Here is a 25,026-nt window from a genome sequence, read left to right as displayed (position 1 = left end):
TTGACATCATGCATCACCCGGTTCGATGAACTTAGGATGATTGGCAAAGGAGTACATCGCGAAAATGACAGAATGGCAAAAACGATGCCGCCAAAGCGGCACCGCTCTGGAAAGCTTTACCGAACGCGTGGCACTTCGCGATGGAAGAAGCGGAAATAGGAGGCAATGAGCGCGCGGGCATTGGAATTCACGTCGAACTGGATGCCGACACGACCATTATGTGTCCAGCGGATGACGCCTTCGAGCAGGCCGAGATTTTCGGCTTCGATGCGGACCTTACTGCCCGAGGCCGCATGAAGCGGCGCTTTGACTTCGAGTGCTGCACCCGTAGCAGAAATATCCAGGATGCGGGCATCTACCTGGTTGTTCAGATAACGGATCTTGCCAAAAACGCGGCAGCTCCTGCGGTCGGCCTTGCGGGCCGTGATCTTGAGATTGCGTATCATGCTTATCCCCGTGACGAATTCGGGAGGAGCATAGGCAGCGAAGATTGAAATGCCTTTAGGCGCTTATTTAAAATTGCTGCGAAAGTCTCAATTCGGCACGACCGCTCGCCGCGCCACGACATGTTCGCGCCACACCGTGAAGATGCCGGCCGCGACCACGATGATCGAACCGACGATCATGTTCAGCGTCAGCTCCTCCCCGTAGATGAGCACGCCAAGGATAGAAGCATAGACAAGCTGGATATAGGTAACCGGCTGGACGGCCGCCGCATCGAGACTGTCATAGGCGCGGATCAGGAAATAGTGGCTCGATGTTCCGGTCAGGCAGACGGCCAGCATCCACATCCAGTCCCAGCCCTGAATCGGCGTCCAGTAAAAAGGGCCTGCAAGCGTCATGACGAGAGCCCCGACGACACCCGTATAGAAGAAGCTCGTCATCGCCGAATCCCGCCGGCTGACGTAACGCGTGGCGATCACGTAAAGCGCGAAGTTGACGCAGGAGACGACGGCAAGAAGCAGGTTCACGTCGAAGAACCCGCCCTCCGGCTTGATGATGAGCAACACGCCACAAAGCCCGACACCGATCGCCGTCCATCGGCGCCAGCCAACCCTTTCGCCAAGCAGTGGAATGGCAAGCAGTGCGACGATGATGGGGGTGGCGGCAAAGATCGCCTGCGAATGCGCCAGCCCGATCAGCGCAAAACAGGTGATTGCCAGCACCACCTGCGCAGCAAGCAGAATACCGCGTGAAACCTGCAGAAAGGGATGTTTCGTGCGGGCGGTGGCGGCGATGCCACCGCGCATTTTCGCGGCCAGAACCACGGTGAACAGGCCGAAGGCCCAATAGCGCACCATCGTCACGAAGATAGGCGAATAGGCTGAACCAAGATGCTTCGAGATCGCGTCCTGCGCTGAAAAGATCGTCAGTGCAAGGAGCAGGAAGATATAGCCGTGAGTCTTGGATTTCATGTCTTGCCGTCAAAGCGGAGACGCCCGCAACATCAAGCTAGGGCAGGATTTCGAGGGCTTTGCAAGGGCTCAAAGGCCGACATTCGGCCTGTCGATGATTTCGCGCAGCGCAAAGCTCGAATTGATCTTCACCACATGCGGCAGCGCCGAAAGCCAGTCTCGGTGGATGCGCTCATAGTCTTCCAGATCACGGGCGGCGACGCGAAGGATATAGTCGTATTCGCCGGACATCAGGTAGCAGACGAGCACGTTCGGACAGCGTTTCACTGCCGCCTCGAATTCTGACAGCGTCTTGGCGAACTGGCCGGACAGCGAGATGTGTACGATGGCGATCATCTTGTAATCGAGCGCCCTATGCGAAAGCCGCGCATGATAGCCGCCGATGACACCGCTCTTTTCGAGAATATCGAGCCGGCGCGAACAGGCGGAAGGCGATAGTCCCACCTTGTCGGCGAGCTCCGCATTGGTGATACGGGCATTGATCTGCAGCGCCCTTAGAATCGCAAGATCGATACTATCGAGGTCAGACATTCGAAGAACCTTCGAAAAATGGACGGTTAGCGCAATAATCTTCGAAACTTTGCTGAAAACAAATCCTCTTTGCAAGGACATTTCGTGGCCGTGGTGGTTGGATTTAGGAGCAAGAAAACGCTCCGCGGAACGCGGACATAAAATGAGAGGAACGCGAATGCGTGTCGGCTGCCCGAAGGAAATCAAGAACCATGAATATCGCGTCGGCCTGAGCCCGGCTTCGGTAAGAGAATATGTCGCCCACGGCCATGAGGTCTGGGTGGAGACGAAGGCGGGTGCCGGCATTGGTGCCGATGATGCCGCCTATATGGCTGCTGGCGCGAAGATCGCCGCCTCCGCCAAAGACATCTTCGAAAAGTGCGATATGATCGTCAAGGTCAAGGAGCCCCAGCCGTCGGAATGGGCGCAACTCCGCGATGGTCAGCTCCTTTACACCTATCTGCATCTTGCGCCCGATCCGGAACAGACCAAGGGTCTGCTCGCCTCCGGCGTTACGGCAATCGCCTATGAGACCGTGACGGACGATCGCGGTGGCCTGCCGCTCCTGGCGCCGATGTCCGAAGTCGCCGGTCGTCTTTCGATCCAGGCCGGTGCCACCGCGCTGCAGAAGGCCAATGGCGGCCTCGGCATCCTGCTCGGTGGCGTGCCCGGCGTTCTCCCGGCCAAGGTTGCCATCATCGGCGGCGGCGTCGTCGGCCTGCATGCAGCCAAGATGGCAGCCGGCCTCGGCGCTGATGTCAGCATTCTCGACAAGTCGCTGCCGCGCTTGCGCCAACTCGACGATATCTTCAATGGCCGTATCCATACACGCTATTCCAGCATTCAGGCCCTGGAAGAAGAAGTTTTCTCCGCTGATCTCGTCATCGGTGCCGTGCTGATCCCTGGCGCTGCCGCGCCGAAGCTCGTGACCCGCGAAATGCTGACAGGCATGAGGAAGGGCTCAGTCATCGTCGACGTCGCGATCGACCAGGGCGGCTGCTTCGAAACCTCGCATGCAACGACCCATTCCGAGCCGACCTATGTCGTCGACGGCGTCGTGCATTATTGCGTCGCCAACATGCCAGGCGCCGTTCCCGTCACGTCTGCCCACGCGCTGAACAATGCGACACTCGTCCACGGCCTCGCACTCGCCGATCGCGGCCTGCGCGCCATCGCCGAGGACAAGCATCTGCGCAACGGCTTGAACGTCCATAGGGGCCGCATCACCAACAAGCCGGTCGCTGACGCGCTTGGTTATGAAGCTGTCGCGCCGGAAAGCGCGCTGAACGTAGCGTAAACCAGCTGACCCTAGGTCAGAGGAAGGCGCCGGTTTCCGCAAGGGCCGGCGCTTTTACTTTGTCGATCCGGCACTGATAGCAGTTGTTGCGCGCGGAGCGCACATGCACATAAGCGATACCGGGTCGCGCAAGCAGTTCGGTCGCATAAGCAGGGATCTTCTCGATCGGCGTGACCGCACCGGTGCCATAGACGATCCTGTCATTCTCGCCATAGCCGCGGACGATGAAGTCAGGGCTTGTCGTCAGGACAGGAGGCAGAGCCTCTTCGGCGGAATAGCGCTTGCAGGCCTGCTTGTGCAGGAAGACCGGGCCGGTCTCGGCATAGGGCTGCAGTTCCGGAAAGGGCCGATAGGCAAAGACGAAGAGTTCTTCGCCGGCGCCGATATTCCCCAGGCAATGCCGGCAGGGGTAACCGTCGCCATCGGATATCATCGTCTCAGGCAATTGATCATAGGCGTCGCGGCCGCCGCTCCAGAGCGCTTCTGCATCTGTTGTCGGCATGGCGGAAAACTGGATGCTGGTCATGGCAAATCTCCTTGTGAGCTTTGCCATAGTTTCCGCGCTGACGATCAACCAAGCCACCCGATTCTTGCTTCGAACAGCACGTGGCGTGCAAACGCGATCAGCTTTTCCTGGCGATTTCCAGCAGTTCCTTGTCGCTCAACGGCCTGACGATCCCGGTGCCGGTGGAGACGGGAGAGAAACCGAACATCTGATAGAGCTGTAATGCCCGTGGATGGTCGAGATTGTTGGTGGTCGTCGTGACCTTTGTCGGGTTCAGTGTCCAGATCGCGTAGAGCGCCTGAAGCAGGAACCATTTGCCGATGCCGAGGCCGAGCGCATGTTCGAAGAGCCCGAAATGGGAGAGCTCGATCGTATCCTCGTCCTCGCAGAGATATTCAAAGAAGCCAGCCGGCGCACCGTTGACGTAGAGTACGCTGATATTGTTGCGCTTGTCATGCAGCGCTGCCGTAAGCTCCTCGTCACTCATCCTCAATCGGTCGACCCACTGCCAGCGCGCGCCAACCTGCCGGTAGAGGTAGCGATAGAAGGCCAAGGGAATACCTGGGGCGCGCATGATTGCCGTCTGTATGTTGACGGGCACAGGCAGGCTTGCCTTCGGCGGCGCGACCATTTCAAGCCGCGTAATATGGGCCTTGAGCGAGGCGGGCGTCTTCCCCATGGCGGTCAGGCTTTGACCGGTTCAGGCGGGCCGGTGACGACGGGCGTGTCCTCGCGGCTGCCCCATTCGCTCCAGGAGCCGTCATAGAGCTTGTTATCGGTATGGCCGAGCGATTCCAGCGCCAGTGTGATGATCGCGGCGGTAATGCCTGATCCGCAGGAGGTGACCACCGGCTTGGAAAGGTCGATGCCGGCATCCTCGATCGTCTGCTTCAGTTCTGGCAGCGATTTGAAGCGGCCTTGATTGGCAAAGACGCCGGAGGGCAGGCTGCGCGCGCCGGGCATATGGCCGGAACGCATGCCTGCGCGCGGTTCCGGCTCGACGGCGGCGAAGCGGCCGGCGCTGCGGGCATCGGCGATCTGCAGGGCAGCGCTCGCAACAATATCGCGCATCTGGTCGAGATGGACGACGCGGCCTGCGTCGTAATTCGTCTTGAAACTTGCCGAGGCGTAGTTCGGCACTTCGGTTTCGAGCGGCCGGCCCTCGGCCTTCCAGCCATCCAGTCCACCATCGAGCACGAAGACATTCTTTGCGCCCATCACCCGGAACAGCCACCAGACGCGCGGCGAGGCGAACATGCCGATGCCGTCATAGACGACGATGCGGTCGTTCTCACTGATACCGAGCTTGCCGGCCTCCTCGGCGAAATAATCGGGCGAGGGGATCGTATGCGGCAGGTTCGTCGAATGGTCGGCGATCTTGTCCTGATCGAAACGGATGGCGCCGGGAATATGCCCGGCGGCATATTCCGCATTCGCATCGCGCTTCTGCGCCGGAAGATAGAAGGATGCGTCGAGCACGCGCAGGTCGGGCTTACCGAGCTCAGCTTGCAGCCAGTCGGCCGAGACGACGAAACGGCTCTTGGTGTCGCTCATGATGATCTCCCCAAATATCAGGCCCAAATAGCAGGCATCGTCTATCAGGCTTCGTCGCCGGGCGAGCCGAAGCGAATGCGGAAGCGCCGGTTCTCTTTGCCCTTCTTCTCGATTTTGGCAATATGAATCTGACCGACTTCCTGTGTTTCCGAAACATGTGTGCCGCCGCAGGGCTGGCTGTCGATCGCCGAATTCTCACCGATGCAGACGAGGCTGACGCGGCCGAGGCCGATCGGCGGGCGCACATTCTTCGATTTGACGATGCCCGGATTGGCGGCAAGCTCCTCATCCGTGATCCACTGAAGATAGACCGGATGGTTCTGGTTGACGAGGTCCAGCAGCTTGGCCGTCACTTCGTCCTTGTCGATCGTATCGGTCATGTCGAAGTCGACGCGGCTTTCGTCCTCGCCGACGGCAGCCCCCGTGATCGGGTAGGAACAGACGACGGACAGAAGATGGCAGGCGGTGTGCATGCGCATCAGCTTGTAGCGGCGCGGCCAGTCGATATGTAGCACCAGCTTCTCGCCGTTCTCAGGGCGCGGCTGGCCTTCCAGCGGCACATGGATGACGATGTCCTTGCTCGCGCCGTGCTTTGCCTGGCCAAGCTCTATCTTGGAACCATCGACCCGTTCGAAGAAGCCGGTGTCGCCCGGCTGCCCGCCCGATGTCGCGTAAAAGCAGGTCTGGTCCAGCTCGATGCCCCCGTCCTCGTGAACGGCCGTGACGACCGCTTCGCATGTGGAAAGATAGAAGTCGTCACGGTAGAGGGCATTGACTGGCATGGAGGCTCACGCTGCGGGTTCGTAGGGTATTTTGATATCCGTCGAGCCGACCATCCATTGAGGAATGGGAAGGCCCTTGGACGAAAGGAAATCCGGATTGAAGAGCTTGGACTGATAGCGATTGCCATAGTCGCAGAGGATTGTCACGACCGTGTGGCCGGGGCCGAGATCCCTGGCGAGTCGCACTGCGCCGGCAATGTTGATCGCCGTCGAGCCGCCAAGGCAAAGCCCCTCATGCTCGACCAGGTCGAAGAGAAAGGGAAGCGATTCCGCATCGGTGACATGATAGGAGAAATCAGGCGTGAAGCCTTCGAGGTTGGCGGTGATGCGCCCCTGGCCGATACCTTCCGTGATCGACGAGCCCTCGGACTTCAACGTGCCGTTCGCGTAGAATTCGTAGAGCGCCGCACCCTCGGGATCGGCAATGCCGATCTTGATATCCTTGTTGAAGGTCTTGAGGCCTGCCGCCACGCCGGCAAGCGTGCCGCCCGAACCGACCGAGCAGATGAAGCCGTCGACCTTGCCGTCCGTGTCCTTCCAGATCTCCGGTGCCGTCGTTTCGATATGCGCCTGACGGTTGGCGACGTTGTCGAACTGGTTCGCCCAGATAGCGCCGTTCGGCTCGCTCTTGGCAAGCTGTTCGGCAAGGCGGCCCGAAACCTTCACGTAGTTGTTGGGGTTCTTGTAGGGAACGGCCGGAACTTCGACGAGCTCGGCGCCGAGCAGGCGCAGTGCATCCTTCTTTTCCTGGCTCTGGGTTTCCGGAATGACGATCACGGTGCGATAGCCGAGCGCCTTGGCGACGACCGTCAGGCCGATCCCGGTATTGCCCGCCGTACCTTCGACGATGACGCCGCCGGGCTTGAGCAGGCCCTTTCTCTCGGCGTCACGGATGATGTAAAGCGCCGCTCGGTCCTTCACCGACTGGCCGGGATTGAGAAATTCGGCCTTTCCGAGAATGGTGCAGCCGGTCGCCTCGGAAACACCCTTGAGCTTGATGAGGGGCGTATTGCCGATAGCCTCGATTACGGATGGGTGGAAGGTCATGGAATCTGCCTCGTTTACGCATAGTTTAGGAACGGTCTTTTCCCTTCACAAGGCGGCATTGGCAAGAAATCCTATTCCATGCCTTCCAAGCCCGCGATAAAATTAGTCTTCTATTTCCAGCCTTTCGCTCAGCCCGGGCAAGCAGTGATCCGAAGATTGACTTTCGGCGTATGGATGACGACAAAGCAAGCACGGGCGCAGGAACAAGGCGTGACCGAATCTGACATGGTTCACGAGCATATCGACACGATCGATGCATTGATGGCGCATTATGTTGCTGGCTCCCTTCCGGAGCCGGCCCGCGCACTCGTGGAATCTCATCTTGAAATGAAGCCGGACAATCGCGGCCTGGTGGTTGACCTCGAACGGCTGGCTGGAGAAGCTCTGGAGAGCACGCCATCAAGCTCGATCAGCGACCGCGATGCGAAGCTTGCAGCAATCTTCGGCTCGAAGGCTCCTGCGTCCCCGCCGAAGCTCCCGTCACGTCGGCAGGGTGCTCTTTTCCCGCGCGCCTTGCGCAATCTCATCGGTTTCGAAGCCGATGATGTGCCGTGGCGCAAGCGCCTTCCGGGCTTCAAGGAATATGCGACCGATATTGACGGCTGCGAGGTCAGCCTGATGTGGATACGGCCGGGTCGCGCACTGCCTGCCCACACGCATGCGGGCATGGAACTGATCCTCATCCTCGACGGCGCTTTCCGCGACGAGCGCGGCCGTTTCGGGCCGGGGGATATCTCGGTTGCGGATGCCACCGTCGACCATCGCCCCGTCGCCGAGAAAGACCGGCCCTGCATCGCTTTTGCCGTTTCGGACGGCCCGATCAAGCTCACTGGCTCCTTCCGGCAGATCATCGGCGACCTCATCGGCTGAAAGCAGCCACAATGCTGTGATAGAGCCATGGTCCCGGGAGAGTTGAGGAGCTTCCGGGCCTGTGTTCGTGTTCAAATCGGCAGACCGGAGGAAGTGTCATGCGTAATTTCATCGCCCGTCCAGAACATGGTATCGTCTGGATTTCCGGTGCGAGTTCCGGAATAGGCCGAGCGCTGGCGCTGAAGCTCGCAGGCGAGGGATACGGGGTCGCCGTCACCGCCCGCAGTCACGAAAAACTGGTGGAATTGCAGCTCGAGGCAGCCGGACTGTCCGGCAGAATCATCGTGCTCGATGGCGATGTGACCGATGCCGAAGACATGGAACATGTCATGGCCTCGATCGAATATGAGCACGGAGCGCTCTCCATGGCGATCCTGTGTGCCGGCGTCTATCAGCCCGTCCACGGCGAGGATCTGAACCGAGCCGATTTCGAGAAGACTTTTGCCGTCAACCTGTCAGGCGTCGTCAATTGTCTGCTGCCGGCGATCCGCCACATGAAGGCGAAAGGGCAGGGCCAGATCGCCATCGTTTCCTCAGTGACGGGCTACACGGGATTGCCGACCAGCGCCGCCTACGGCGCGACCAAGGCTGCCCTGATCAACATGGCCGAAAGCCTGAAATTCGATCTCGACAAGATCGGCATCCGCATCCAGCTCATCAATCCGGGCTTCGTCGATACGCCGGCAACGCGTAAGAATGCCTTTCCCATGCCGGCACTGGTTTCGCCCGAGACAGCGGCAGAGCGCATTGCGGCAGGCCTCAAATCGCAGGCTTTCGAGATCACCTTCCCGAAGCGCTTCACCTATGTGCTGAAGGTCCTGCGGATCTTGCCTTACGGTCTCTATTTCGCACTGGTGAACCGCTTCACCGGTTGGGGCGAGCGGCCCGCCAACTCCAGTCACCGGCCGGTGACGCCGCATCCGGCTGAGTGATCAAGACCGCGAAAAGACCACCTGCCGCACATCGATGTTGCGGGCGCGAAAGCCTGCCTCGCAGTAGAAGAGGTAGAATTCCCAGAGCCGCTTGAACCGGTCGTCGAAACCCATCGGCCTGAGCTTATGCCAGACGGACCAGAAACGCTCGCGCCATTCCGCCAGCGTACGGGCGTAGTCAAGGCCGAAACCGAAGTCTCTGACCAGTGACAAGTCCATCTTCCTGCCGAGTTCGGCAAGGTGGTGGCGCGTCGGCAGCATGCCGCCGGGGAAGACATATTTCTGGATGAAATCCGGATTGCTGCGATATTGCTCGAAAGATTCAGGACGAATGGTGATGATCTGCAGGCCCGCCTTACCGCCCGGCTTCAGGCACTGTTTCAACTTGGAGAAATAGGCCGGCCAGTATTTCTCGCCGACAGCCTCGAACATCTCGATCGAGACGATGCGGTCGTAGACGCCGGTCTCGTCTCGATAGTCCTGGAAGCGAAAATCGACCCTGTCGCTAAGTCCCGCGTTGCTGATGCGCGCTTGCGCGAAGGCAAGCTGCTCGCGGCTGATGGTCAGCCCCGTCACCCGGCAATTCAACTCGCCTGCCGCAAATTCGGCAAAGCCACCCCAGCCGCAGCCGATTTCCAGCACATGTTCGCCGGACTTGATGCCGGTCGCCTCCGCCAGCGCCCGATATTTGGCGTTCTGTGCCGATTGCAGGTCGTTGGCGCCGGTCGAATAGAGCGCCGAGGAATAGGTCATGCTCGGGTCGAGCCATTGCTTGTAGAAGTCGTTGCCGAGGTCGTAATGGGCCGAGATATTGCGCTTGGAGCCCGTCTTAGTGTTGGCGTTCATCCAGTGGCGGATTCGCTCGACGAAGCGGCCGACGCCGCGCTTGCCATGCGCGTAGCTGTGCGCCGCTTCGCCATTGACGAGAAAAAGCTCGAGGAAGGCAGTGATGTCGGGGCTGTCCCAATCGCCGTCCATATAGGTCTCGGCGACACCGATCGTGCCGCTGGTCAGCGCGCGATCGGCAAGGTTCCAGTTTCGAAGCGTCAACGCGGCGTCAGGTCCGGCAGCCTTGCCCTTGATAAACACCTTGCGCCCGTCGGGCAGCGTGACCGCAAGGGAGCCGTGCTGCATGCGCATCAGGCCGCGCAGTGCAAGCTTCGCTTTGAAGGGCAGGCCTTTGACGATGCGTGAAATATTTTCTGCCGTCAGCGTCACCGCGTCCCGGGCAGATTGATTCAAATCCTGTAAATTGCTCACCGTCCATCCTCCCGTATTTTTAGGCCGGTCAGGACAATGCTTGCGCCTCTCCTCCGGCGATTGCCGCAAACGCTAGATTCATTCCGCAGCTTCTGCAAGCCGGCTTGCCGGCTTCACGCTGACAGGCGGCGGAGGTGGTGGCCGGCGAACGTAGATGGCGCCTTTGAGCCAGAGTTTCAGAGCCTCCCAGTGAATTCCGGTCATGATCTTGATGGTCAGGAAGGGAATAGTTGTGAGAAGATAACCGAGCGTCCGGCCAGTCAGCGGCTTTTTCCGGCCGGCGAAGGTTGCGGCAAGAAGCGGCCCTTCCGCATCGGTTTCCAGGATGCGCCAGCGGATTTCCTGGCCGGGTGGCAGCATGCGGAAATGATAGCGCATGCCGATGCCAATGAAGGGAGAGACATAGAAGAGCTTGTCGCAGGTCTGGCGAAGACCGCTTTCGAAAATTTCATTATCCTCGACGGGGCAGACATAACTATGCCGCTCGCCGAATGTGTTGCGCACTTCGTAGATCAGCGCAATCAAGGCATCCCTGTCGTCATAAGCATAATAGACCGAAAGGGGATTGAAGACGTAGCCGAGGATCCGCGGATAACAGACGAGCAGGATCTTGGCCGGTCGTTCGACACACGCATCCGCAAGCAGGCGGTCGGCATGGGAGCGCAGCTTTCCATTTGCTGCATGGTCCTCTTCATGGAACGAGACGAGATTGCTTCGGTTGACCGAAAACAGCGCCGACTGGCTTTCGGCTTCCTCCAACCGGTCGAGATCGATGGAGAGCGAAAAGACCCGATATTGGAAGCGATGGCCGAACGGTTTAATGCGCTGATGCATGACATCGCCCACATAAAGTACCGCCGCTGCGTCCGGCGGAGGACCGTTTCGCGTCACGCTGACGCCATACCTCGATGCGCGGGGGCTTTTGCGGGATGCCATCATGCTACCGCTTCCAGTGTGGTTCCTGAGGAGGGCCGGGCGGTCCGCCAGGGTGTGATCCCGCCCAGTGCCTCTGCCGCCGCAAGACCGGAAACTAGTCCATCCTCGTGGAATCCGTATCCGGTCCAGGCGCCCGCGAAATAGCAATTGTTTCTTCCCTGGATGGCGGCAATCGCCCGTTGCGCGGCCATCCCTTCCGCGGAAAACTGCGGATGCTCATAGGTGAATTCGGCAAAGACCTTGCGGCTCTCCGGTTCGCGGTCCGGGTTGAGCGTGACGAACAGCGGAAAATTCGGGTCTATGCCCTGCAGCCTGTTCATCCAGTAGGTCACGGCCACACCGGCCGCCCTGCCGTCGGCATGGCTCGAACGCAGATAGTTCCAGGAGGCCCATACCTTGCGCCGCGTCGGCATCAGGCAGGTGTCACGGTGCAGGATAACGCGGTTGGGCTGATAGGGGACAGCAGCGAGCAAGCGCTTTTCCTGATCCGTCGCATCGATCAGCAGCCGCGCCGTCTGATTACTGTGGCAGGCGAAGATCACCTTGTCGAAGAAGGCCTCGCCGCCGGTCTCGTCGATCAGGGTGACGCCCTTGTCGCTGCGGATCACGCCACGCACGCCGCAGCCGCGCTTCAATTTGTCGCCGAGCGGTGACAGAAGCCTTTTCAGGTAGTTGCGGCTGCCGCCGGTGACGGTGCGCCACTGATGCTGACGGCGATAGATAAGTCGGTGATTGTCGAAGAAATTGACGAAATGTTCGGCGGGAAATTGCAGCATCCGCGCTGATGGCGTCGACCAGATCGCCGCCGCCATCGGCACCAGATAGTTGTTGGTGAAACCCGGCGAGAAGCCACGCCAGTCGAGATAATCGCCGATCGAACGTGAGGCCAGGTGCCCGGCCGCCCGGTCTTCCAGGCAGGTCCGGTTGAAGCGCAGGATCTCGCGGATCATCCAGAGAAAGGAGGGGCTCAGCAGATTGCGCTTCTGCGCGAATATAGACGACAGCCCGCCGCCGCTCCACTCCAGCCTGCCATGATCCAGCGACAGTGAAAAGCTCATGTCGCTGGCATGCGTGGCAACGCCGAGCTCTGCAAAGAGCGCGGTCAGATTGGGATAATTGTGCTCGTTGTAGACGATGAAGCCGGTATCGACCGGAATGCTCAGCCCGTCATAGCCGACATCGACCGTTGCCGTATGGCCGCCCGGCCGGGCATCTTTCTCGTAGAGTGTCACGTCATGGACAGGATTGAGCGCCCAGGCGGCCGAAGCACCCGATATGCCCGACCCTACGATGGCGACCTTGAGGCGGCGTGGCAGCGAAGGAACATGCACGTTCATGCTGCATCCTTTATGGCGCTATAGACCTTCAGCGCTCGTCTGCGCGCCGTGGCGTGATCGACAATGGGTCTGGGGTAGGTTTTCCCAAGCGTGACGCCGGCGTTTTCGAGCACGCTCGCTGGTGCCTCGAACGGCCGGTGGATATGTTTGTCCTCGAGCTTTCCGAGCTCCGGCACGAACTGCCTGATGTAGCTGCCGTCGGCATCGAATTTTTCGCCCTGGAGCATCGGATTGAAGATGCGGAAGAAGGGGGAGGCATCGGCGCCTGAACCTGCCACCCACTGCCAGCTGGCCGCGTTATTGGCGGGGTCTGCGTCGACAAGCGTGTCGCGGAACCAGGCTTCGCCGCGGCGCCAGTCGACCAGCAGGTGCTTGATGAGAAACGAGGCGACGATCATCCGCACGCGGTTATGCATCCAGCCATGGCGCCAGAGTTGACGCATGCCGGCGTCGACGATGGGATAGCCGGTCTGGCCATTGCACCAGGCATGGAATCCGTCTTCATCTTCGCGCCAACCGAAGCCGTCGAAATTGTCGTTCCAGTTATCCCTGGCAAGCATCGGAAAATGGAAGAGCAGATGGTAGGAGAATTCTCGCCATGCCAGTTCCTTGCGGAAGCGTACGATATCGTCGGATGGAATGCGCCGCGAAAGTCCCTTCGTGGCGTCCCAGATGCGGGCGGGCGAGATTTCGCCGAGTGCCAGGTGCGGAGAGAGAAGGGAGGTTGCGCTCTTTCCGGGAAAATCCCGATCGACCGAATAGCCTGGAAGTCCCTCCTCGACGAAACCGCTGAGCGTTTCCTGGGCTGCCGCTTCACCCGGCGTCCACATGTCGGGGAAGGACTTTGCCCAGTTCGGCTTAAGCGGCAGGAGCTCCCAGGAGGTCAGCACTTCGGAAGCCGGAAACTGTTTTGGGAAGCGGAAGCGCTCAGGCGCATCGACCGGCGCCTCCGGCTCGCCGCCTTCTTCGAGCGCCCGCCAGAATGGCGTATAGACGCGGTATGACGTGCCGCTTGCCGTTTTGAGCTTGGTCGGCTCATGCAGAAGCTGTCCGCCGAAGCTGCGTGCCTCGATCGCCTGTTTTTCGAATTCATGCTTCAGGCGGGTGTCGATCGCGATGCCCGGCGGATCATAACGGCGGTTCCAGAACACGGCTTCCGCACCGCTCCGCTTGATGATGTCGGCAAGCACATTGCGGGCATGACCGCTTGCTAGAATGAGCTTGCCGCCATGTCTTTTGAGGGCTGCGTCAAGCGCATGCAGTGAATGATGCAACCACCACGCCTGGGCAGCGCCAAGAGGCCCCGTGCCGTCTTCCTGGGGTTCGCGGATATAAAGCGGAATGACCGGCCGCCCCGATGCGCATGCCGCATGCAGAGCCCTGTTGTCGTCAAGACGCAAGTCCTTGCGGAACCAGACGATTACCGGTCTTGCAACAGTCTCCCGTGCCAATGGCTGCTCCCTGCCTTGCCTCTCTGTCTGTTACGGAAGTACGAGGCAATCGGATCAACAGTTTCATCAGGCGCGCATGAAAAAGGCCGGTGGGAGCCGGCCTCTCTCAATGAACGGGTCTTTGCCCGATCAGTTGTCGTATTCGCGGCAGGCATCGCTGACCGAAGCGCCGCTCTCGCCACCGCGCGTATCGACGCCGGTATTCTGCTGCGGCATGCCCGGGCAATCGATGGCCTGACCACCGATGCTCTGCGTCGTGGTCGGGTCTACCGTGGCCCCGGGCATCGGATGAATGCCATTGCTGTCATTGGTGTAGTCGGACGAATAATTGCCCGAACTCGGGTCCGTCGAACCGCCATTGGTCGGGCCGATGGTGTCGGGATTAGACTGAGCCAATGCCGATGAAGCCATGCCGATGGCAAGCAGCGAGGCGGCGATAAGAGATTTATGCATGGGAGCTGTCCTCCTTAGATTTTCGTCTTTGGCGACCCTTTCCTAACCCGTGAGAAAACTCCTGGTTCCAAAATTAGGGTTACAAAATTTAAACGGGGCGGTTGAGACAATTGCGCATGGTTACGCATAAACCTTAACCGCGAAAGCCGCTTTGCCTGAGCTCTCCTTTGCCTTACCTGCGCAGTGAAACCCTTGTTACGGCATGAGGCCTTCATGTTCATTTCACCGCGCGAAGCCGGAGATCTCTGCCTTCAGATGATGCTTGCACTCACTTTGACGGTGAGCGGCATGGCGCTGGCGTCGACCGTTGTGAAAGCAACGGAGCAACGGGTTTCGGTCATCGACGTCGACCGTCCTTCGCTCTGGTCTGCTGGCCCCGTCCGCGTCGGGAATGCCGAGCGCATTCTCGTTTCCGACGGGCGCGATATGACTGCAGGCGAGGGGATGCCTTGCCACAACACGATCGGCCTCAGAATATCCTGCGACTTGTTGACCTTTGCTGTGAGCGACAGCTTCTGATCCCGCGATGGATTTTCCAGCTTTCTTGCGGGTTTTGGAGCTTCATTTCTTTAGTCCATAAAATTTATGGATAATTCTGGCTGAGATGCGTCGCGGCAGTTTGCTGCGCATGCGCCAGGAGATAGCAATGACAAAAATCCTGATCGTGCCGGGTCTGTTCGGTTCCGACGAGGGGCATTGGCAGCACTATTGGCTTGATGATGTACCGCAGAGCCGAATGGTCGAGCAGGACGACTGGAACCACTCTCGTCTGGACCACTGGATGGAGCGGCTGGAACAGGCACTGCTGGAGGCGGGGGAAGCCTATATCGTTGCCCATAGCCTCGGCTGCATCCTGACGGCGAGGCTCGCCGACCGGCCACTGGCCCGCCGGGTAAAGGGAGCGCTTCTGGTCGCCCCGTGCGATTTGCCGGCCACGGAAAGGCTGCATCCCGGCTCGCTCGCCTTCGGCCCCATGCCGACAAACCCGCTTCCCTTTCCGAGCCTCACCGTCGGCAGCCTCGACGACAAATATATGTCGCTCGACCGTTTGAGCTTCTACACTCGCCTCTGGAAAACCGAGGTCCGCAACATAGGTCTCGCAGGCCATATCAACATTGCCAGCGGTTTCGGTCGCTGGACCGGCGGCTACGCCCTGTTCGATGCAGTAAAAGGCAAGGCGAAGGCGAAGAGACCGCAGATATCCACGCTTGCCGCGACCGCCGCATCGGCCTGATATTTTATCGGGACATGCGCAAGAAACGGGTTGAACTTACGCCTTTGCAGTACGATTCTGATGCCCGACGGAATGTGAGGGCTTCACCATGGCTCAGAAAGTGCATCAATATCTGATCTTCGAAACCGCCGGCGGTTTTTGCGGCATTGCCTGGAGCGATGCCGGCGTGACGCGATTCCAGCTGCCGACGAAGAGCGCCGAGTCGACAGAACGCTTGTTGCTGCGCCGTTTGCCGGCTGCCGAACCGGGCAGGCCGACGCCGCAGATTCTGGACGCCGTTGCTGCGGTAAACTGCTACTTCGAAGGTGAGGAAGTCGACTTCTCCACTGTCGCCGTTGACCTTGACGGCCAGGACGCATTCTTCCGCGATATCTATGCCGCCGCGCGCCGCGTCAGTTGGGGTCGCACGACCACCTACGGCACGCTGGCCAAGGAGCTTGGAGCAGGGCCGGAAGCCGCACGCGACGTCGGCCAGGCCATGGCGAAAAACCCCGTCGCGCTTATCATTCCCTGTCATCGCGTGCTGGCCGCAGGCGGCAAGATCGGCGGCTTTTCGGCGCCCGGTGGTTCGAATGCCAAGCTGCATATGCTGGAACTCGAGGGCGTGCATGTCGGCCCGCCGCCGCCCGCCCAGCAGTCTCTCGATTTTTGAGGACGAAGCCGCAAGCAAGTGCTTGGAATATGCTGAAAATCCTCGCTATAAAACCCTGTCTATAGCGAGGTTTTTCATGAAGAAGATTTTCAACCCGCCGTCTGTCCGCCGCCCCTTCGGAAATTACAATCACGGCCTTCTCGTGCCGCCGGGCGCGTCCTTGCTGGTCACGTCAGGTCAACTTGGAATCGGTCTCGATGAAAAGGTCCCCGAGGATGTGACGGCGCAGGCCGAGTTCTGCTTCGAGGCGATCAAGGCGATCCTCGCCGAGGCCGAGATGAGCTTTGCCGATGTCATCCGCGTTTCCGGCTTCGTAACGAAGCGGGAGGATTTCCCGGCCTATATGGCGGTGCGCGACCGCTTCACGCTCGACCCGAAACCTGTTTCGACGCTCATCATCGTCAGCGGCTTTACCCGGCCCGAATTTTTGGTCGAGGTGGAAGTAACGGCCGCCAAGGTCTTCTAAGGTTTGACCGCAGGCTCCGTGGCGATCACGACCGCGCAGTTCAACGGCGTGGCAGCACGCATGCAAGCCGCTTCCTAAAGCGTATCGCAATCCTTCTGATTTGCTGGCCGCGCTCAGGCACTTGTTTTCGCATGTGGTTGTCGCAAACCGCACCACATTTTTGCGCGACTTTAGAAGCGCTCCATCGCGCTCTTCACCTTGGCGAGAAACGCTGCTCGCGTCTCCGGGGTGCAATTGTTCATGTCGTAATGGGCGAGAAAGGTGACCGGCTTGAGTGGGTTGATCTGCGCCCGCAAAACACGCTTCACGATCTTCTTGGGCGGATTGCCGGCAACGAAGGCGCGAAAAGGTGTCGCGCCATAGGTCAGCACTGCACCGAGCTTCTTGATATGCCGCAGTCGGGATTGAACCTTGCCGTCGACAAGTTCGAAGGAAACACCGGGGAGCCAGACCCGGTCGAAGTAGCCCTTGAGGATGGCCGGAAAACCGAAGTTCCACACCGGTGTGCAAATGACCAGCGCCTCGGCCTGCTTCAGCCTCTCGACATAGGGTTTCACCAGCGAGGTATTGCCGGGATAGTCGTGATAGACGAGCCGGTCATGTTTCGACAGGACGGGGTCGAAATTTTCCGCATAGAGATCGCACGCATCCACCTCGTGCCCGGCCTTGGCGAGGCTCTCCAGGGTCTGTCTGAAGAGCGCTTTGCCGTAGCTTTCCTCGACCGGGTGCGAGTGGAGGACGAGAACCCTCATGAAGCCTCCATAACGGCGGCAAGACCCGGGAAGAGATAGTTCTTGCCGGCATTGAAATCGAAATTGGGATTTTCCCAGGCGATCATCTTGCCGGGATTGAGCAGCCCCTTTGGATCGGTCTCATGCTTGAAGGCGAGCTGCACCTTGTCTGTGCGTTTCATGCCGCCTTCTTCCAGCGTATAGCGGTGCGGGTTGAAGATTGGGCAGCCGTGGTCCTGATGGATCTTGATGATTTCTTCCAGCCGTTCCTCGGTCGTGTAGCGTACCAGCGGCAGGCCAGAGCACTGGATCTGTCCATCGAATTTGATGAATTCGAGATGACCCGGCACCTCATCGCCGAAAATCTCCACCATCTTCCTCACCTTGGCGACATGATCCGGCCCCGGATACTGCACCTGCAGATAGGTGAAGGACGGATCGACCTTGAGGGCACGCAGCGTCGTGTGGTTCCAGGCAAGTTCATAGGCATGCGGGATGCCGCGCATGCTCTCGACCTTGTCGGAACGGAACATGATTTCACCCTTCTGCGCTGCCGTAAAGGCCAGGAAGGCATCCATGGAATGCGGTGCGATCATCAGCACGACGATCGACTGGCCCTGACGGATATAGGGCTTGTGGCGGGTGAAATATTCATGCGGGATGGGTGCTGCGATCGGCGCTATTTCCTTGACGAGAATGCCGTTGCACTTCGCCAGCGCATCGGAGAAGCGCACTGCATCCATGAAGTCGTCATAGCCGACGAGAACGTCCACCCAGTCATAGGCAGGTGCCAGCGGCATTTCGATTTCGGTGATGATGCCGTTGGTGCCATAGGCATGGCTGACCTTCTGCAGGTCCCAGCCGGTGAGATCGAGCACCCGCGGCTCCGCCTCCATGGTCACGACACGCAAGCGCAGGATATTGCCGAGATCGCGCAACCCGCCCCATGTAATCGAGCCGACGCCGCCAGAGCCGCCGGCAATGAAACCGCCGACCGTCGCCGTCTGCGCCGTCGAAGGGTGAAAGCGCAACTCCTGCCCGGAATGTGCCTTGGTCTGCTTATCGAGCTGGGCGATCACGATGCCGGGTTCGCAGATGACGCGGCCGGGATGAATTTCCTTGATCTTGTCCATGGCGGCAAGGTTGAGCACGATACCGCCTGACAGTGGCATGGCCTGACCGTAATTGCCCGTACCGGCGCCACGCGGGGTGACAGGAACACCATGGGCGAAGGCAACCTTCAGCGTCTGGATGACTTCGGCCTCGTTCTTCGGCGTGACGACGATATCGGCCGTCACATTGTCGAGCTGCGCCTTCAGGATCGGCGAATACCAATAGAAATCCCGGCTCTTCTGGCGAACGAGCGCCGGATTGTCTTCGACCGCGATACCTTCGAGTTCTTGTCTGATCTTCTGATAATCGGCCATCTCAGCCTCCAACGACGCTATCGAGTTCACGATAATCCGGCAGGCTGCGGTCGATCACCTTGCCGCGGCGAAGCACGACGCGGTCAGACTGCGGACGGGAAAGGAATTCGCTCCAGCGCCTTGCGTTGAAGAGCACGAGATCGGCGGGGTTGCCGACGGCAATGCGGCCCATCTGCGGCCTGCCGGCAATCTTGGCCGGTGACGCCGTGACGACACGCGCCGCAGTATCGAGCGGATGGTCGAGATGCAGGATGCGAACCGCCTCGCGAAATACTTCCACCGGATCGAGATCGCCATAGGCATAGAAGGGGTCGCGCGTATTGTCGGAGGAGACAGCCGTCTCGACGCCGGCAGCCGCCAGTTCCTTGAACAGAGTGACGCCACGCCAGCGCGGCGTGCGGCCGGGATAGCGATCCTGCAGGTACATGTTGCACATCGGCAGCGAGATGACCGAAACCCCTGCCTTGTGAACGAGATCCACGGTCCACTTGGCCGCATCGTCATCCTGCCGCGCCAGAGAGCAGCAATGGCCCGCTGTCACCTTGCCTTCGAACCGGTTGCGTAGAACCGCTTCGGCGATCGCCTTCAGTGTCTCCGCGCCCGGATCATCCGTCTCATCGACATGCAGATCGACATCGAGGTCATTCTCCGTCGCCGCGCGCAAAAGCGTATCGAGCTGCCAGTCGAGTGTCGGTCCCATCCTGGTGACACCGCCAAGCAGGCCGCCCTTGTCCTTCACGACAGCAACGAGATCGGCGAAAAAGGCTTCATCGACCATATTGTCGAGCGGGAAGAGAGCGACTGCCTGCAGGGCAATCTTGTCTCTCCACTCGTCGCGCACCTCGGCAAAGACCTCGAAAGAAATACGGTGCTGGGGAGCAAGTGAATCCAGATGCGTGCGGATTAGGCCGGTGCCGTGCACATAGGCCGAGCGTAGCGAAAATTCCATGCGCTTGCGCACATCCGCCGCCGACCAGTTCGCCTCGCGGTCCCTGCCGACGGCCTCCAGTGCACCCATGAAGGTGCCGTCCGGATTGGGCTTGCGCGGCCAGATATGGCCCTTGTCCAGATGCGTATGGATATCGGCAAAGCACGGCCAGACCATGCCCTCTTTCATATCGGACTTGGCGAATTCCGCCGGTGCTGTTCCGGAGGGCAGGATTGCCGAGATGAGACCGTCGGCAATCACGATGTCGGCCTTGACGAGGCCCTCATTGGAGGCAGCAGCGAAGTCGCTGACGGCAACGGTCGGGAGCGTCGCATTGGCCAGCACGAAGCGGCCCGCATTCGGGGGAGACATGAAGGAATAGGTCATCAATTTTCCCGCTTCAGGCTGCTCTCGTGCCAGCGATGCAGGCTGAGCCATGAAATGAAGGAGGTGATGGCAAAGATCGCGACACCGAGCATCGACAGCATGAAGAGCGCAGCGAAGAGGCGGGGGATATTCATGCGGTATTGCGCTTCGAGGAGTCGGAAGGCAAGGCCGGAGCCCGCACCCGCCGAACCGGCCGCAAACTCGGCCACAACCGCCGCAATCAGCGCCAGACCGCCGCCGATGCGAAGCCCGGTCATGAAATAGGGCTGGGCCGCGGGCAACTTCAGATAAAGTAGCGTCTGCCAGCGCGAGGCGCCGTAGAGCTCGAAGAGATTGATGAGGTTGTGATCGACGCTCTTCAATCCCTGCACCATGTTCGACAGGATCGGAAAGAAGGCGACGAGAAAAGCGCAGATCAGTAACGCCACCTGCGTCGACGGCGCATAGATCAGGATCAGCGGCGAGATCGCCACGATCGGCGTGACCTGCAGGATGACGGCGAGCGGATAGAAGGCGATCTCGATCCAGCGCGACTGCACCAGGAAGATCGCAAAACCGACGCCGCCGATCAGGGCGAGCGCCAGCGACATGAAGGTGATCTTGGTCGTAACCCAGAGCGCCGGCGAAAGCGTGCCCCAATCACTAACGAGCGCTCCGGCAACCGCAAATGGGCTCGGAAGTATATAGGGCGGCACACCCGAAACCTTGACATAGGTCGCCCAGATCGCAATCAGCACGATGATGGCGACAAAAGGCACGGTAATGCGGAGCAATAGATCCCGGCGCTTCGCATTGAGTGGATTGGGCATTGCCGGTACGGAATTTTCGACTGTCTCGATGCTCATCAGTCTTCCTTTGCCGCGTTGATCGCGCCAATCAGCGAATAGGAAACGGTCTCGCAGGCCTGCCGGTATTCCTCGGAAGTCCGGTAGTGCGCGTCACGATCGAGGCTCGTCGTAAGCGGAATATCGGCATGAACGCGGCCGGGCCGCGCCTTCATCACCACGATCCGGTTGGAAAGGTAGGCGGACTCAAAGACGGAATGCGTGACGAAAATCACCGTGATGCCGGTCGCCTTCCACAACCGCAAAACGTCGTCATTGAGCTTCTGCCGGGTGATCTCGTCGAGCGCTGCGAAAGGCTCGTCCATCAGCAGCAGTTTCGGTTTGGTCACCAAGGCGCGGGCGATCGACACACGCATCTTCATGCCGCCGGAGAGTTCCCGCGGATAGGCATCGGCGAAATCCTGCAGGCCGACAGTCGCGAGCACTTGCATGATCCGGTCGCTCGCCTCCGACTTGGAAACACCGCGCAGTTTCAGCGGCAGGTAGACATTGCCGAAAACCGTCTTCCAGGGCATCAGCGTCGGCTCCTGGAAGACGAAGCCGATATCGCCCTCCGGCAGGCCCTTCGAATTGATGCGCGAACTTGGCCAGTCGATCTTGCCCGACGTGACGTCGCCAAGACCGGCGATGATGCGCAAGGCCGTGGATTTGCCGCAGCCGGACGGACCGAGAAGGCTGATGAACTCGCCGCTTTCGACCGTCAGCGACATGCCCGAAAGCGCAATCGTGCCGCTGGAAAAGACCTTCGAGACCGATTGCATGACGACCAGCGGCCGCCTGCGTATTTCCTTCGAAGGCGCCGCCTTGGTTTCGGCTAGGGACATTCTTTCGCTCTTTTATCGAAGGGGATGCGGCCCGCCGCCTGAGAGCGACGGACCCTGCCTTGGGAGGCTTATTTCTTCAGCGATACGCCAACGCTCTTGCACACGAACTTCGTCGTAAAGGCCTTGGTGTAGTCGGTCTCAGGCTTGAAGACCTTGATCGCCACCATTTCATCGAAGAACTTCTTGTAGTGAGCGTCGGTGATGCAGCCGATGCCCTTTTCCAGGCCCTCACCGGATTCGATGATGCCGTATTCCTTCATCTTGGTGATCGAATAAGCGATCTGGCCATCCGTCATTTCCGGATTGTCCTTTTTGATCAGCTCATTGCCCTTGCTGTTGTCGCCGTAGAGATAGTTGTACCAGCCCTTTATCGAGGCATCGACGAAGCGCTGCACGACGTCAGGCTTGGTATCGACCATCTGCTGGGTCGTGGTGATCATCGTCGAATAGGGTGAATAGCCGTTATCGGCGAGAAGAAAGACTTTCGGCTCCCAGCCGGTCTGCTTCTGGATTTCGTAGGGTTCCGAGGTCAGGTAACCCTGCTGGGCGGATTGCTTGTCGGCAAGGAAGGGGCCGGGATTGAAATTGTAGGGCTTGTATTGCTCATCCTTGAAGCCCTGAAAGTTTGCCTTCATCCATTCGAAATAGGTGAGGTAGCCATCCTTGCTGAGGAACAAGGTCTTCAGCTTCGCAAGATCTGCGAACTTGTCGACGCCGACGTCAGGATGGGCGATCAGGATCTGCGGGTCTTTCTGAAAGATCGCAGCGACATCGACGAGCGGAATACCCTGCTCGACGGCGGAGATTTCGCCCTGTGGCCCGCCCATATAGAAGTCGATCTTGCCTGAGATCAGCAATGCGTTGTTGGCGGCATTCGGTCCGCCCTGCACGATGGAAACGTCAAGGCCGTATTTGGCATAGGTTCCGTCGGCCACCGCCTGGTAGAAGCCGCCATGTTCGGCCTGCGCCAGCCAGTTGGTACCATAGCTGACCTTGTCGAGCGCATAACCGGGAACACTGGCGGCAAGCATCCCGCCAAGCCCAAGAACTGCAGAAAATACTGATGTTTTCAATCTGTTGGACATGGCGGCGTTCCCCTTCTGGTGCCATGGAAGCTCGTTTTCGGCCTCCGATTTTCCGCATTTGAGCGATTGCTTCGCTCTTTGAAAAGCATCAAAATTCGTGCGCAACGATGCCTTTTTGGCATCTCACCTGATGTCTGTGCCTAAATTGGGCGCTGTGCTTAAAAACGATGCAACGAGGTCGCGATGCTGCACTCCAGAAAGCTTCTCTACATCAACGAGATCGCAAAAACGGGCTCGATCAGGAAGGCCGCAGCGCGCCTCAATGTCGCCTCTTCAGCGATCAACCGACAGATTCTGGCGCTGGAGGAGGAGATGGGCGCTCCGCTCTTCGAGCGCCTGCCGCGTGGCTTGCGCCTGACGGCCGCCGGCGAACTCTGCATCGAGCATATTCGCGAGGTTCTGAAGAACTACGAGCGGCTGGAAGGGCGCATCAAAAGCCTGAAGATGCAGCAGGCCGGCAAGGTACGGCTGGTGACGACGGTCGGTCTTGCCGCAGGCCCGCTGCCGGAAATCATCGCCCGCTTCCAGTCGGAGCATCCGCGTGTCTTCATCCAGCTGCGCAACGATGCCGGGACGATGACAGTCAACCCGGTGCTGTCGGGTGAGGTGGATATCGGCCTCGGCTTCAATATTCCGGCGACACCCGGTATCCGCACGCTCGGCAATTTCGATATCCCGATTGGCGTCATCCTGCCGCCCGGCCACCCCCTGATCGGACCGGGGCCGATCAATCTCGGCGATGTCGTGCAGGAGCGGCTGGTGCTTGCGCAGCAGGGTACCAGCCTGCGTGAGGTCATCAACCTCGCAATGTCCAGGCTCGATATCCCTGTCGAGCCTGTTTTGGAAACCAATGCCTCGGAAATGCTGAAGAAACTGGTCAAATGCGGAGCAGGGCTCTCCATGCTGAACCCGCTCGATGTCATCACCGAGTGCCGCCAGGGCGAACTAGTGTTCCGCCCGATTGCCGAGCCGCATAGCCGCCATCAGCCGATGAAGCTCTTTGCCCGCGCCCGCGCGCCGCTCGATTCCGCCACCAGCCTTTTCGTAGAGTATCTCCTGGCCGAGCTTGCGGGTCTCGTTCAGGAACTGCAGGCCAAGGGGCACATCCCGCTGGAGCGGCCTGTCGTTGCGTGATTAGTGCGAATAAAGGTTGGAGAGCGGATAGCGCTTCAGATCATAGAGCAGCTCGATAAAGCCCTTCACCTGATGGCGGCAGATTGCTTCGCCCTTTTCGGCCGTGCCCTTCGAAGCATCGCCGACGACGCCGTTCGGATTGAGATCATGCGCGATCCAGGCGAGCGAATGTGGCGGCAGCGGCTGGATATACTGTGATTGCTCGCGCATCCATTCGGCCTTCGACACGAAATTCTCAGCCTTCTCCATCCGTACCAGCTCCGGTCGGAAATGCAGCATCAGCGATGTCTCGACTTCGCCGCCATGGATGCCGTAACGTGTCTCGTGCTCGCTGATCATGCCGTCAGGATTGCCGAACCGGCCCCATTGGGTAGAAACCACAGCCATCTGGTAGCGCACGCGCAGCTCGCGGGCGACGATGCTCATGATATCGACATTGCCCCCATGCGAGTTGACGATAACGAGCTTGCGCACACCCGCCTCCGCCACCTTCGCGCCGATCGCCGTCCAGACGGGGATCAGCAGCTCGGCACCGAGGGAAAGCGTACCTGGACCATAGACATGCTCGTTGGCCTTGCCGATTTCCTGGGTTGGCAGGACAAGGATATCGAGGTCCTCGGGCCGTTGCCGGCGCAATTCCGCCAACATGCCGTTGGCGATCGCCACATCGGTTGCGATGGGCAGATGCGGACCGTGTTGCTCAGTCGAAGCGATTGGCAGGATAGCGATGGTCGTGTCGGCGGAAAGCGCGGCAAAATCATAAGTGTTCAGTTCATTCCAGTAGAATGGTGTCCCCATCGCCGCTTCCCTCTTTGTCATTATTCGATAGTGAGTAGGGAATAACGCGACATGCGAAAAGCATCGATTTGCGCGCGCGCCGCTGCCTTTTTGCGCGCATAATGTCGTTAGTCCGATGTCAGGCGATCTTTGCACGCTGGAAATAAATATTCCGCCGTTGCCCCTT

At 59.5% G+C, this 25,026-nt stretch carries 27 protein-coding genes and 1 pseudogene; 8 read left to right on the top strand and 20 right to left on the bottom strand.

Annotated features, from left to right (window positions below):
* Positions 1-131 precede the first annotated feature (131 nt).
* The 3 genes and pseudogenes from AB4Z13_RS16520 to AB4Z13_RS16510 form a co-directional block, all read right to left on the bottom strand.
* Positions 132-446 (bottom strand): annotated as a pseudogene (locus AB4Z13_RS16520) (PilZ domain-containing protein); the annotation flags it as partial.
* An 87-nt stretch (positions 447-533) separates the two neighbouring features.
* Complete coding sequence (locus AB4Z13_RS16515) at positions 534-1,415, bottom strand: DMT family transporter (RefSeq protein WP_439014793.1); 882 nt, start codon at positions 1,413-1,415, stop codon at positions 534-536.
* 69 nt (positions 1,416-1,484) lie between these two features.
* Complete coding sequence (locus AB4Z13_RS16510; RefSeq protein ID WP_439014794.1) at positions 1,485-1,946, bottom strand: Lrp/AsnC family transcriptional regulator; 462 nt, start codon at positions 1,944-1,946, stop codon at positions 1,485-1,487.
* A gap of 157 nt (positions 1,947-2,103) precedes the next feature.
* Between AB4Z13_RS16510 and ald the strand changes: the two genes are divergently transcribed.
* Positions 2,104-3,222: an alanine dehydrogenase gene (ald, locus tag AB4Z13_RS16505; protein ID WP_442206354.1), complete on the top strand. Its 1,119-nt coding sequence runs from the start codon at positions 2,104-2,106 to the stop codon at positions 3,220-3,222.
* Between the two features lie 16 nt (positions 3,223-3,238).
* On the opposite strand, the gene AB4Z13_RS16500 is transcribed toward ald, so the two are convergent.
* The 5 genes from AB4Z13_RS16500 to AB4Z13_RS16480 form a co-directional block, all read right to left on the bottom strand.
* Positions 3,239-3,748 (bottom strand): DUF1203 domain-containing protein, encoded by a 510-nt coding sequence (locus AB4Z13_RS16500; RefSeq protein WP_439014796.1) that lies wholly within the window; start codon positions 3,746-3,748, stop codon positions 3,239-3,241.
* A 97-nt stretch (positions 3,749-3,845) separates the two neighbouring features.
* Positions 3,846-4,406, bottom strand: a complete 561-nt coding sequence (locus AB4Z13_RS16495) for a GNAT family N-acetyltransferase (protein ID WP_007815685.1) — start codon at positions 4,404-4,406, stop codon at positions 3,846-3,848.
* A 5-nt stretch (positions 4,407-4,411) separates the two neighbouring features.
* A complete protein-coding gene (gene sseA, locus AB4Z13_RS16490) occupies positions 4,412-5,281 on the bottom strand; it encodes a 3-mercaptopyruvate sulfurtransferase (protein WP_439014797.1) in 870 nt (289 codons plus the stop codon).
* A gap of 44 nt (positions 5,282-5,325) precedes the next feature.
* Positions 5,326-6,063, bottom strand: a complete 738-nt coding sequence (locus AB4Z13_RS16485; RefSeq protein WP_439014798.1) for an alanyl-tRNA editing protein — start codon at positions 6,061-6,063, stop codon at positions 5,326-5,328.
* Positions 6,064-6,069: 6 nt separating this feature from the next.
* Positions 6,070-7,110 (bottom strand): cysteine synthase A, encoded by a 1,041-nt coding sequence (locus tag AB4Z13_RS16480; RefSeq protein ID WP_439014800.1) that lies wholly within the window; start codon positions 7,108-7,110, stop codon positions 6,070-6,072.
* Between the two features lie 210 nt (positions 7,111-7,320).
* Here AB4Z13_RS16480 and AB4Z13_RS16475 point away from each other — a divergent pair, with 210 nt between their 5' ends.
* Together AB4Z13_RS16475 and AB4Z13_RS16470 are read left to right on the top strand one after the other, a co-directional pair.
* Entirely contained in the window at positions 7,321-7,980 is a 660-nt protein-coding gene (locus tag AB4Z13_RS16475; RefSeq protein ID WP_442206353.1) for a ChrR family anti-sigma-E factor, read from the top strand.
* A 98-nt stretch (positions 7,981-8,078) separates the two neighbouring features.
* On the top strand, positions 8,079-8,912 hold the full coding sequence (locus AB4Z13_RS16470; protein WP_439014802.1) for an SDR family NAD(P)-dependent oxidoreductase: 834 nt from the start codon (positions 8,079-8,081) through the stop codon (positions 8,910-8,912).
* On the opposite strand, the gene AB4Z13_RS16465 is transcribed toward AB4Z13_RS16470, so the two are convergent.
* The 5 genes from AB4Z13_RS16465 to AB4Z13_RS16445 form a co-directional block, all read right to left on the bottom strand.
* Positions 8,913-10,172, bottom strand: coding sequence for a class I SAM-dependent methyltransferase (locus AB4Z13_RS16465; RefSeq protein ID WP_439014803.1), 1,260 nt, complete (start codon positions 10,170-10,172; stop codon positions 8,913-8,915). It abuts the gene before it with no gap.
* A 78-nt stretch (positions 10,173-10,250) separates the two neighbouring features.
* Positions 10,251-11,111, bottom strand: a complete 861-nt coding sequence (locus AB4Z13_RS16460) for a DUF1365 domain-containing protein (RefSeq protein ID WP_439014804.1) — start codon at positions 11,109-11,111, stop codon at positions 10,251-10,253.
* The gene (locus AB4Z13_RS16455; RefSeq protein WP_439014805.1) at positions 11,108-12,445 is read right to left on the bottom strand and encodes an NAD(P)/FAD-dependent oxidoreductase; all 1,338 of its coding nucleotides are present in this window, start codon (positions 12,443-12,445) and stop codon (positions 11,108-11,110) included. Before AB4Z13_RS16455 ends, AB4Z13_RS16460 begins: the two co-directional genes overlap by 4 nt.
* Positions 12,442-13,896 (bottom strand): cryptochrome/photolyase family protein, encoded by a 1,455-nt coding sequence (locus AB4Z13_RS16450; RefSeq protein WP_439014806.1) that lies wholly within the window; start codon positions 13,894-13,896, stop codon positions 12,442-12,444. The genes AB4Z13_RS16455 and AB4Z13_RS16450 overlap by 4 nt, the downstream gene beginning before the upstream one ends.
* A gap of 129 nt (positions 13,897-14,025) precedes the next feature.
* Positions 14,026-14,349: a hypothetical protein gene (locus tag AB4Z13_RS16445; protein WP_439014807.1), complete on the bottom strand. Its 324-nt coding sequence runs from the start codon at positions 14,347-14,349 to the stop codon at positions 14,026-14,028.
* A 213-nt stretch (positions 14,350-14,562) separates the two neighbouring features.
* Between AB4Z13_RS16445 and AB4Z13_RS16440 the strand changes: the two genes are divergently transcribed.
* The 4 genes from AB4Z13_RS16440 to AB4Z13_RS16425 all read left to right on the top strand — a co-directional run bounded on the left by AB4Z13_RS16440 (position 14,563) and on the right by AB4Z13_RS16425 (position 16,701).
* The gene (locus AB4Z13_RS16440; protein ID WP_113325214.1) at positions 14,563-14,868 is read left to right on the top strand and encodes a hypothetical protein; all 306 of its coding nucleotides are present in this window, start codon (positions 14,563-14,565) and stop codon (positions 14,866-14,868) included.
* Between the two features lie 127 nt (positions 14,869-14,995).
* Positions 14,996-15,583, top strand: a complete 588-nt coding sequence (locus AB4Z13_RS16435; protein WP_439014809.1) for an RBBP9/YdeN family alpha/beta hydrolase — start codon at positions 14,996-14,998, stop codon at positions 15,581-15,583.
* A gap of 88 nt (positions 15,584-15,671) precedes the next feature.
* Complete coding sequence (locus AB4Z13_RS16430) at positions 15,672-16,235, top strand: methylated-DNA--[protein]-cysteine S-methyltransferase (RefSeq protein WP_439014810.1); 564 nt, start codon at positions 15,672-15,674, stop codon at positions 16,233-16,235.
* Positions 16,236-16,311: 76 nt separating this feature from the next.
* Positions 16,312-16,701: a RidA family protein gene (locus AB4Z13_RS16425; RefSeq protein ID WP_439014811.1), complete on the top strand. Its 390-nt coding sequence runs from the start codon at positions 16,312-16,314 to the stop codon at positions 16,699-16,701.
* 170 nt (positions 16,702-16,871) lie between these two features.
* On the opposite strand, the gene AB4Z13_RS16420 is transcribed toward AB4Z13_RS16425, so the two are convergent.
* From AB4Z13_RS16420 to AB4Z13_RS16395, 6 genes are all read right to left on the bottom strand, one after another.
* The gene (locus AB4Z13_RS16420; protein ID WP_439014812.1) at positions 16,872-17,453 is read right to left on the bottom strand and encodes an NAD(P)H-dependent oxidoreductase; all 582 of its coding nucleotides are present in this window, start codon (positions 17,451-17,453) and stop codon (positions 16,872-16,874) included.
* Positions 17,450-18,859 carry an FAD-binding oxidoreductase gene (locus AB4Z13_RS16415; RefSeq protein WP_439014813.1) on the bottom strand — a complete coding sequence of 470 codons (1,410 nt, stop codon included), beginning with the start codon at positions 18,857-18,859 and terminating at the stop codon, positions 17,450-17,452. The genes AB4Z13_RS16420 and AB4Z13_RS16415 overlap by 4 nt, the downstream gene beginning before the upstream one ends.
* Before the next feature lies 1 nt (position 18,860).
* The gene (locus AB4Z13_RS16410; RefSeq protein WP_439014814.1) at positions 18,861-20,174 is read right to left on the bottom strand and encodes a cytosine deaminase; all 1,314 of its coding nucleotides are present in this window, start codon (positions 20,172-20,174) and stop codon (positions 18,861-18,863) included.
* Positions 20,174-21,019: an ABC transporter permease gene (locus tag AB4Z13_RS16405; RefSeq protein WP_113324100.1), complete on the bottom strand. Its 846-nt coding sequence runs from the start codon at positions 21,017-21,019 to the stop codon at positions 20,174-20,176. Before AB4Z13_RS16405 ends, AB4Z13_RS16410 begins: the two co-directional genes overlap by 1 nt.
* Positions 21,019-21,843 (bottom strand): ABC transporter ATP-binding protein, encoded by an 825-nt coding sequence (locus tag AB4Z13_RS16400; RefSeq protein ID WP_113324099.1) that lies wholly within the window; start codon positions 21,841-21,843, stop codon positions 21,019-21,021. The genes AB4Z13_RS16405 and AB4Z13_RS16400 overlap by 1 nt, the downstream gene beginning before the upstream one ends.
* Positions 21,844-21,911: 68 nt before the next feature.
* Positions 21,912-22,928 (bottom strand): ABC transporter substrate-binding protein, encoded by a 1,017-nt coding sequence (locus tag AB4Z13_RS16395; protein WP_439014815.1) that lies wholly within the window; start codon positions 22,926-22,928, stop codon positions 21,912-21,914.
* 183 nt (positions 22,929-23,111) lie between these two features.
* Here AB4Z13_RS16395 and AB4Z13_RS16390 point away from each other — a divergent pair, with 183 nt between their 5' ends.
* Positions 23,112-24,062 (top strand): LysR family transcriptional regulator, encoded by a 951-nt coding sequence (locus tag AB4Z13_RS16390; RefSeq protein ID WP_310383100.1) that lies wholly within the window; start codon positions 23,112-23,114, stop codon positions 24,060-24,062.
* Here AB4Z13_RS16390 and AB4Z13_RS16385 read toward each other — a convergent pair whose 3' ends face one another.
* Positions 24,063-24,860 (bottom strand): creatininase family protein, encoded by a 798-nt coding sequence (locus AB4Z13_RS16385; protein ID WP_439014816.1) that lies wholly within the window; start codon positions 24,858-24,860, stop codon positions 24,063-24,065.
* Positions 24,861-25,026 lie beyond the last annotated feature (166 nt).

The organism is Rhizobium sp. YAF28 (assembly GCF_052113285.1).
Classification (GTDB): domain Bacteria; phylum Pseudomonadota; class Alphaproteobacteria; order Rhizobiales; family Rhizobiaceae; genus Rhizobium.
Note: the sequence above shows the minus strand (reverse complement) of the source record. Positions and strands in the feature narration are given on the sequence as shown.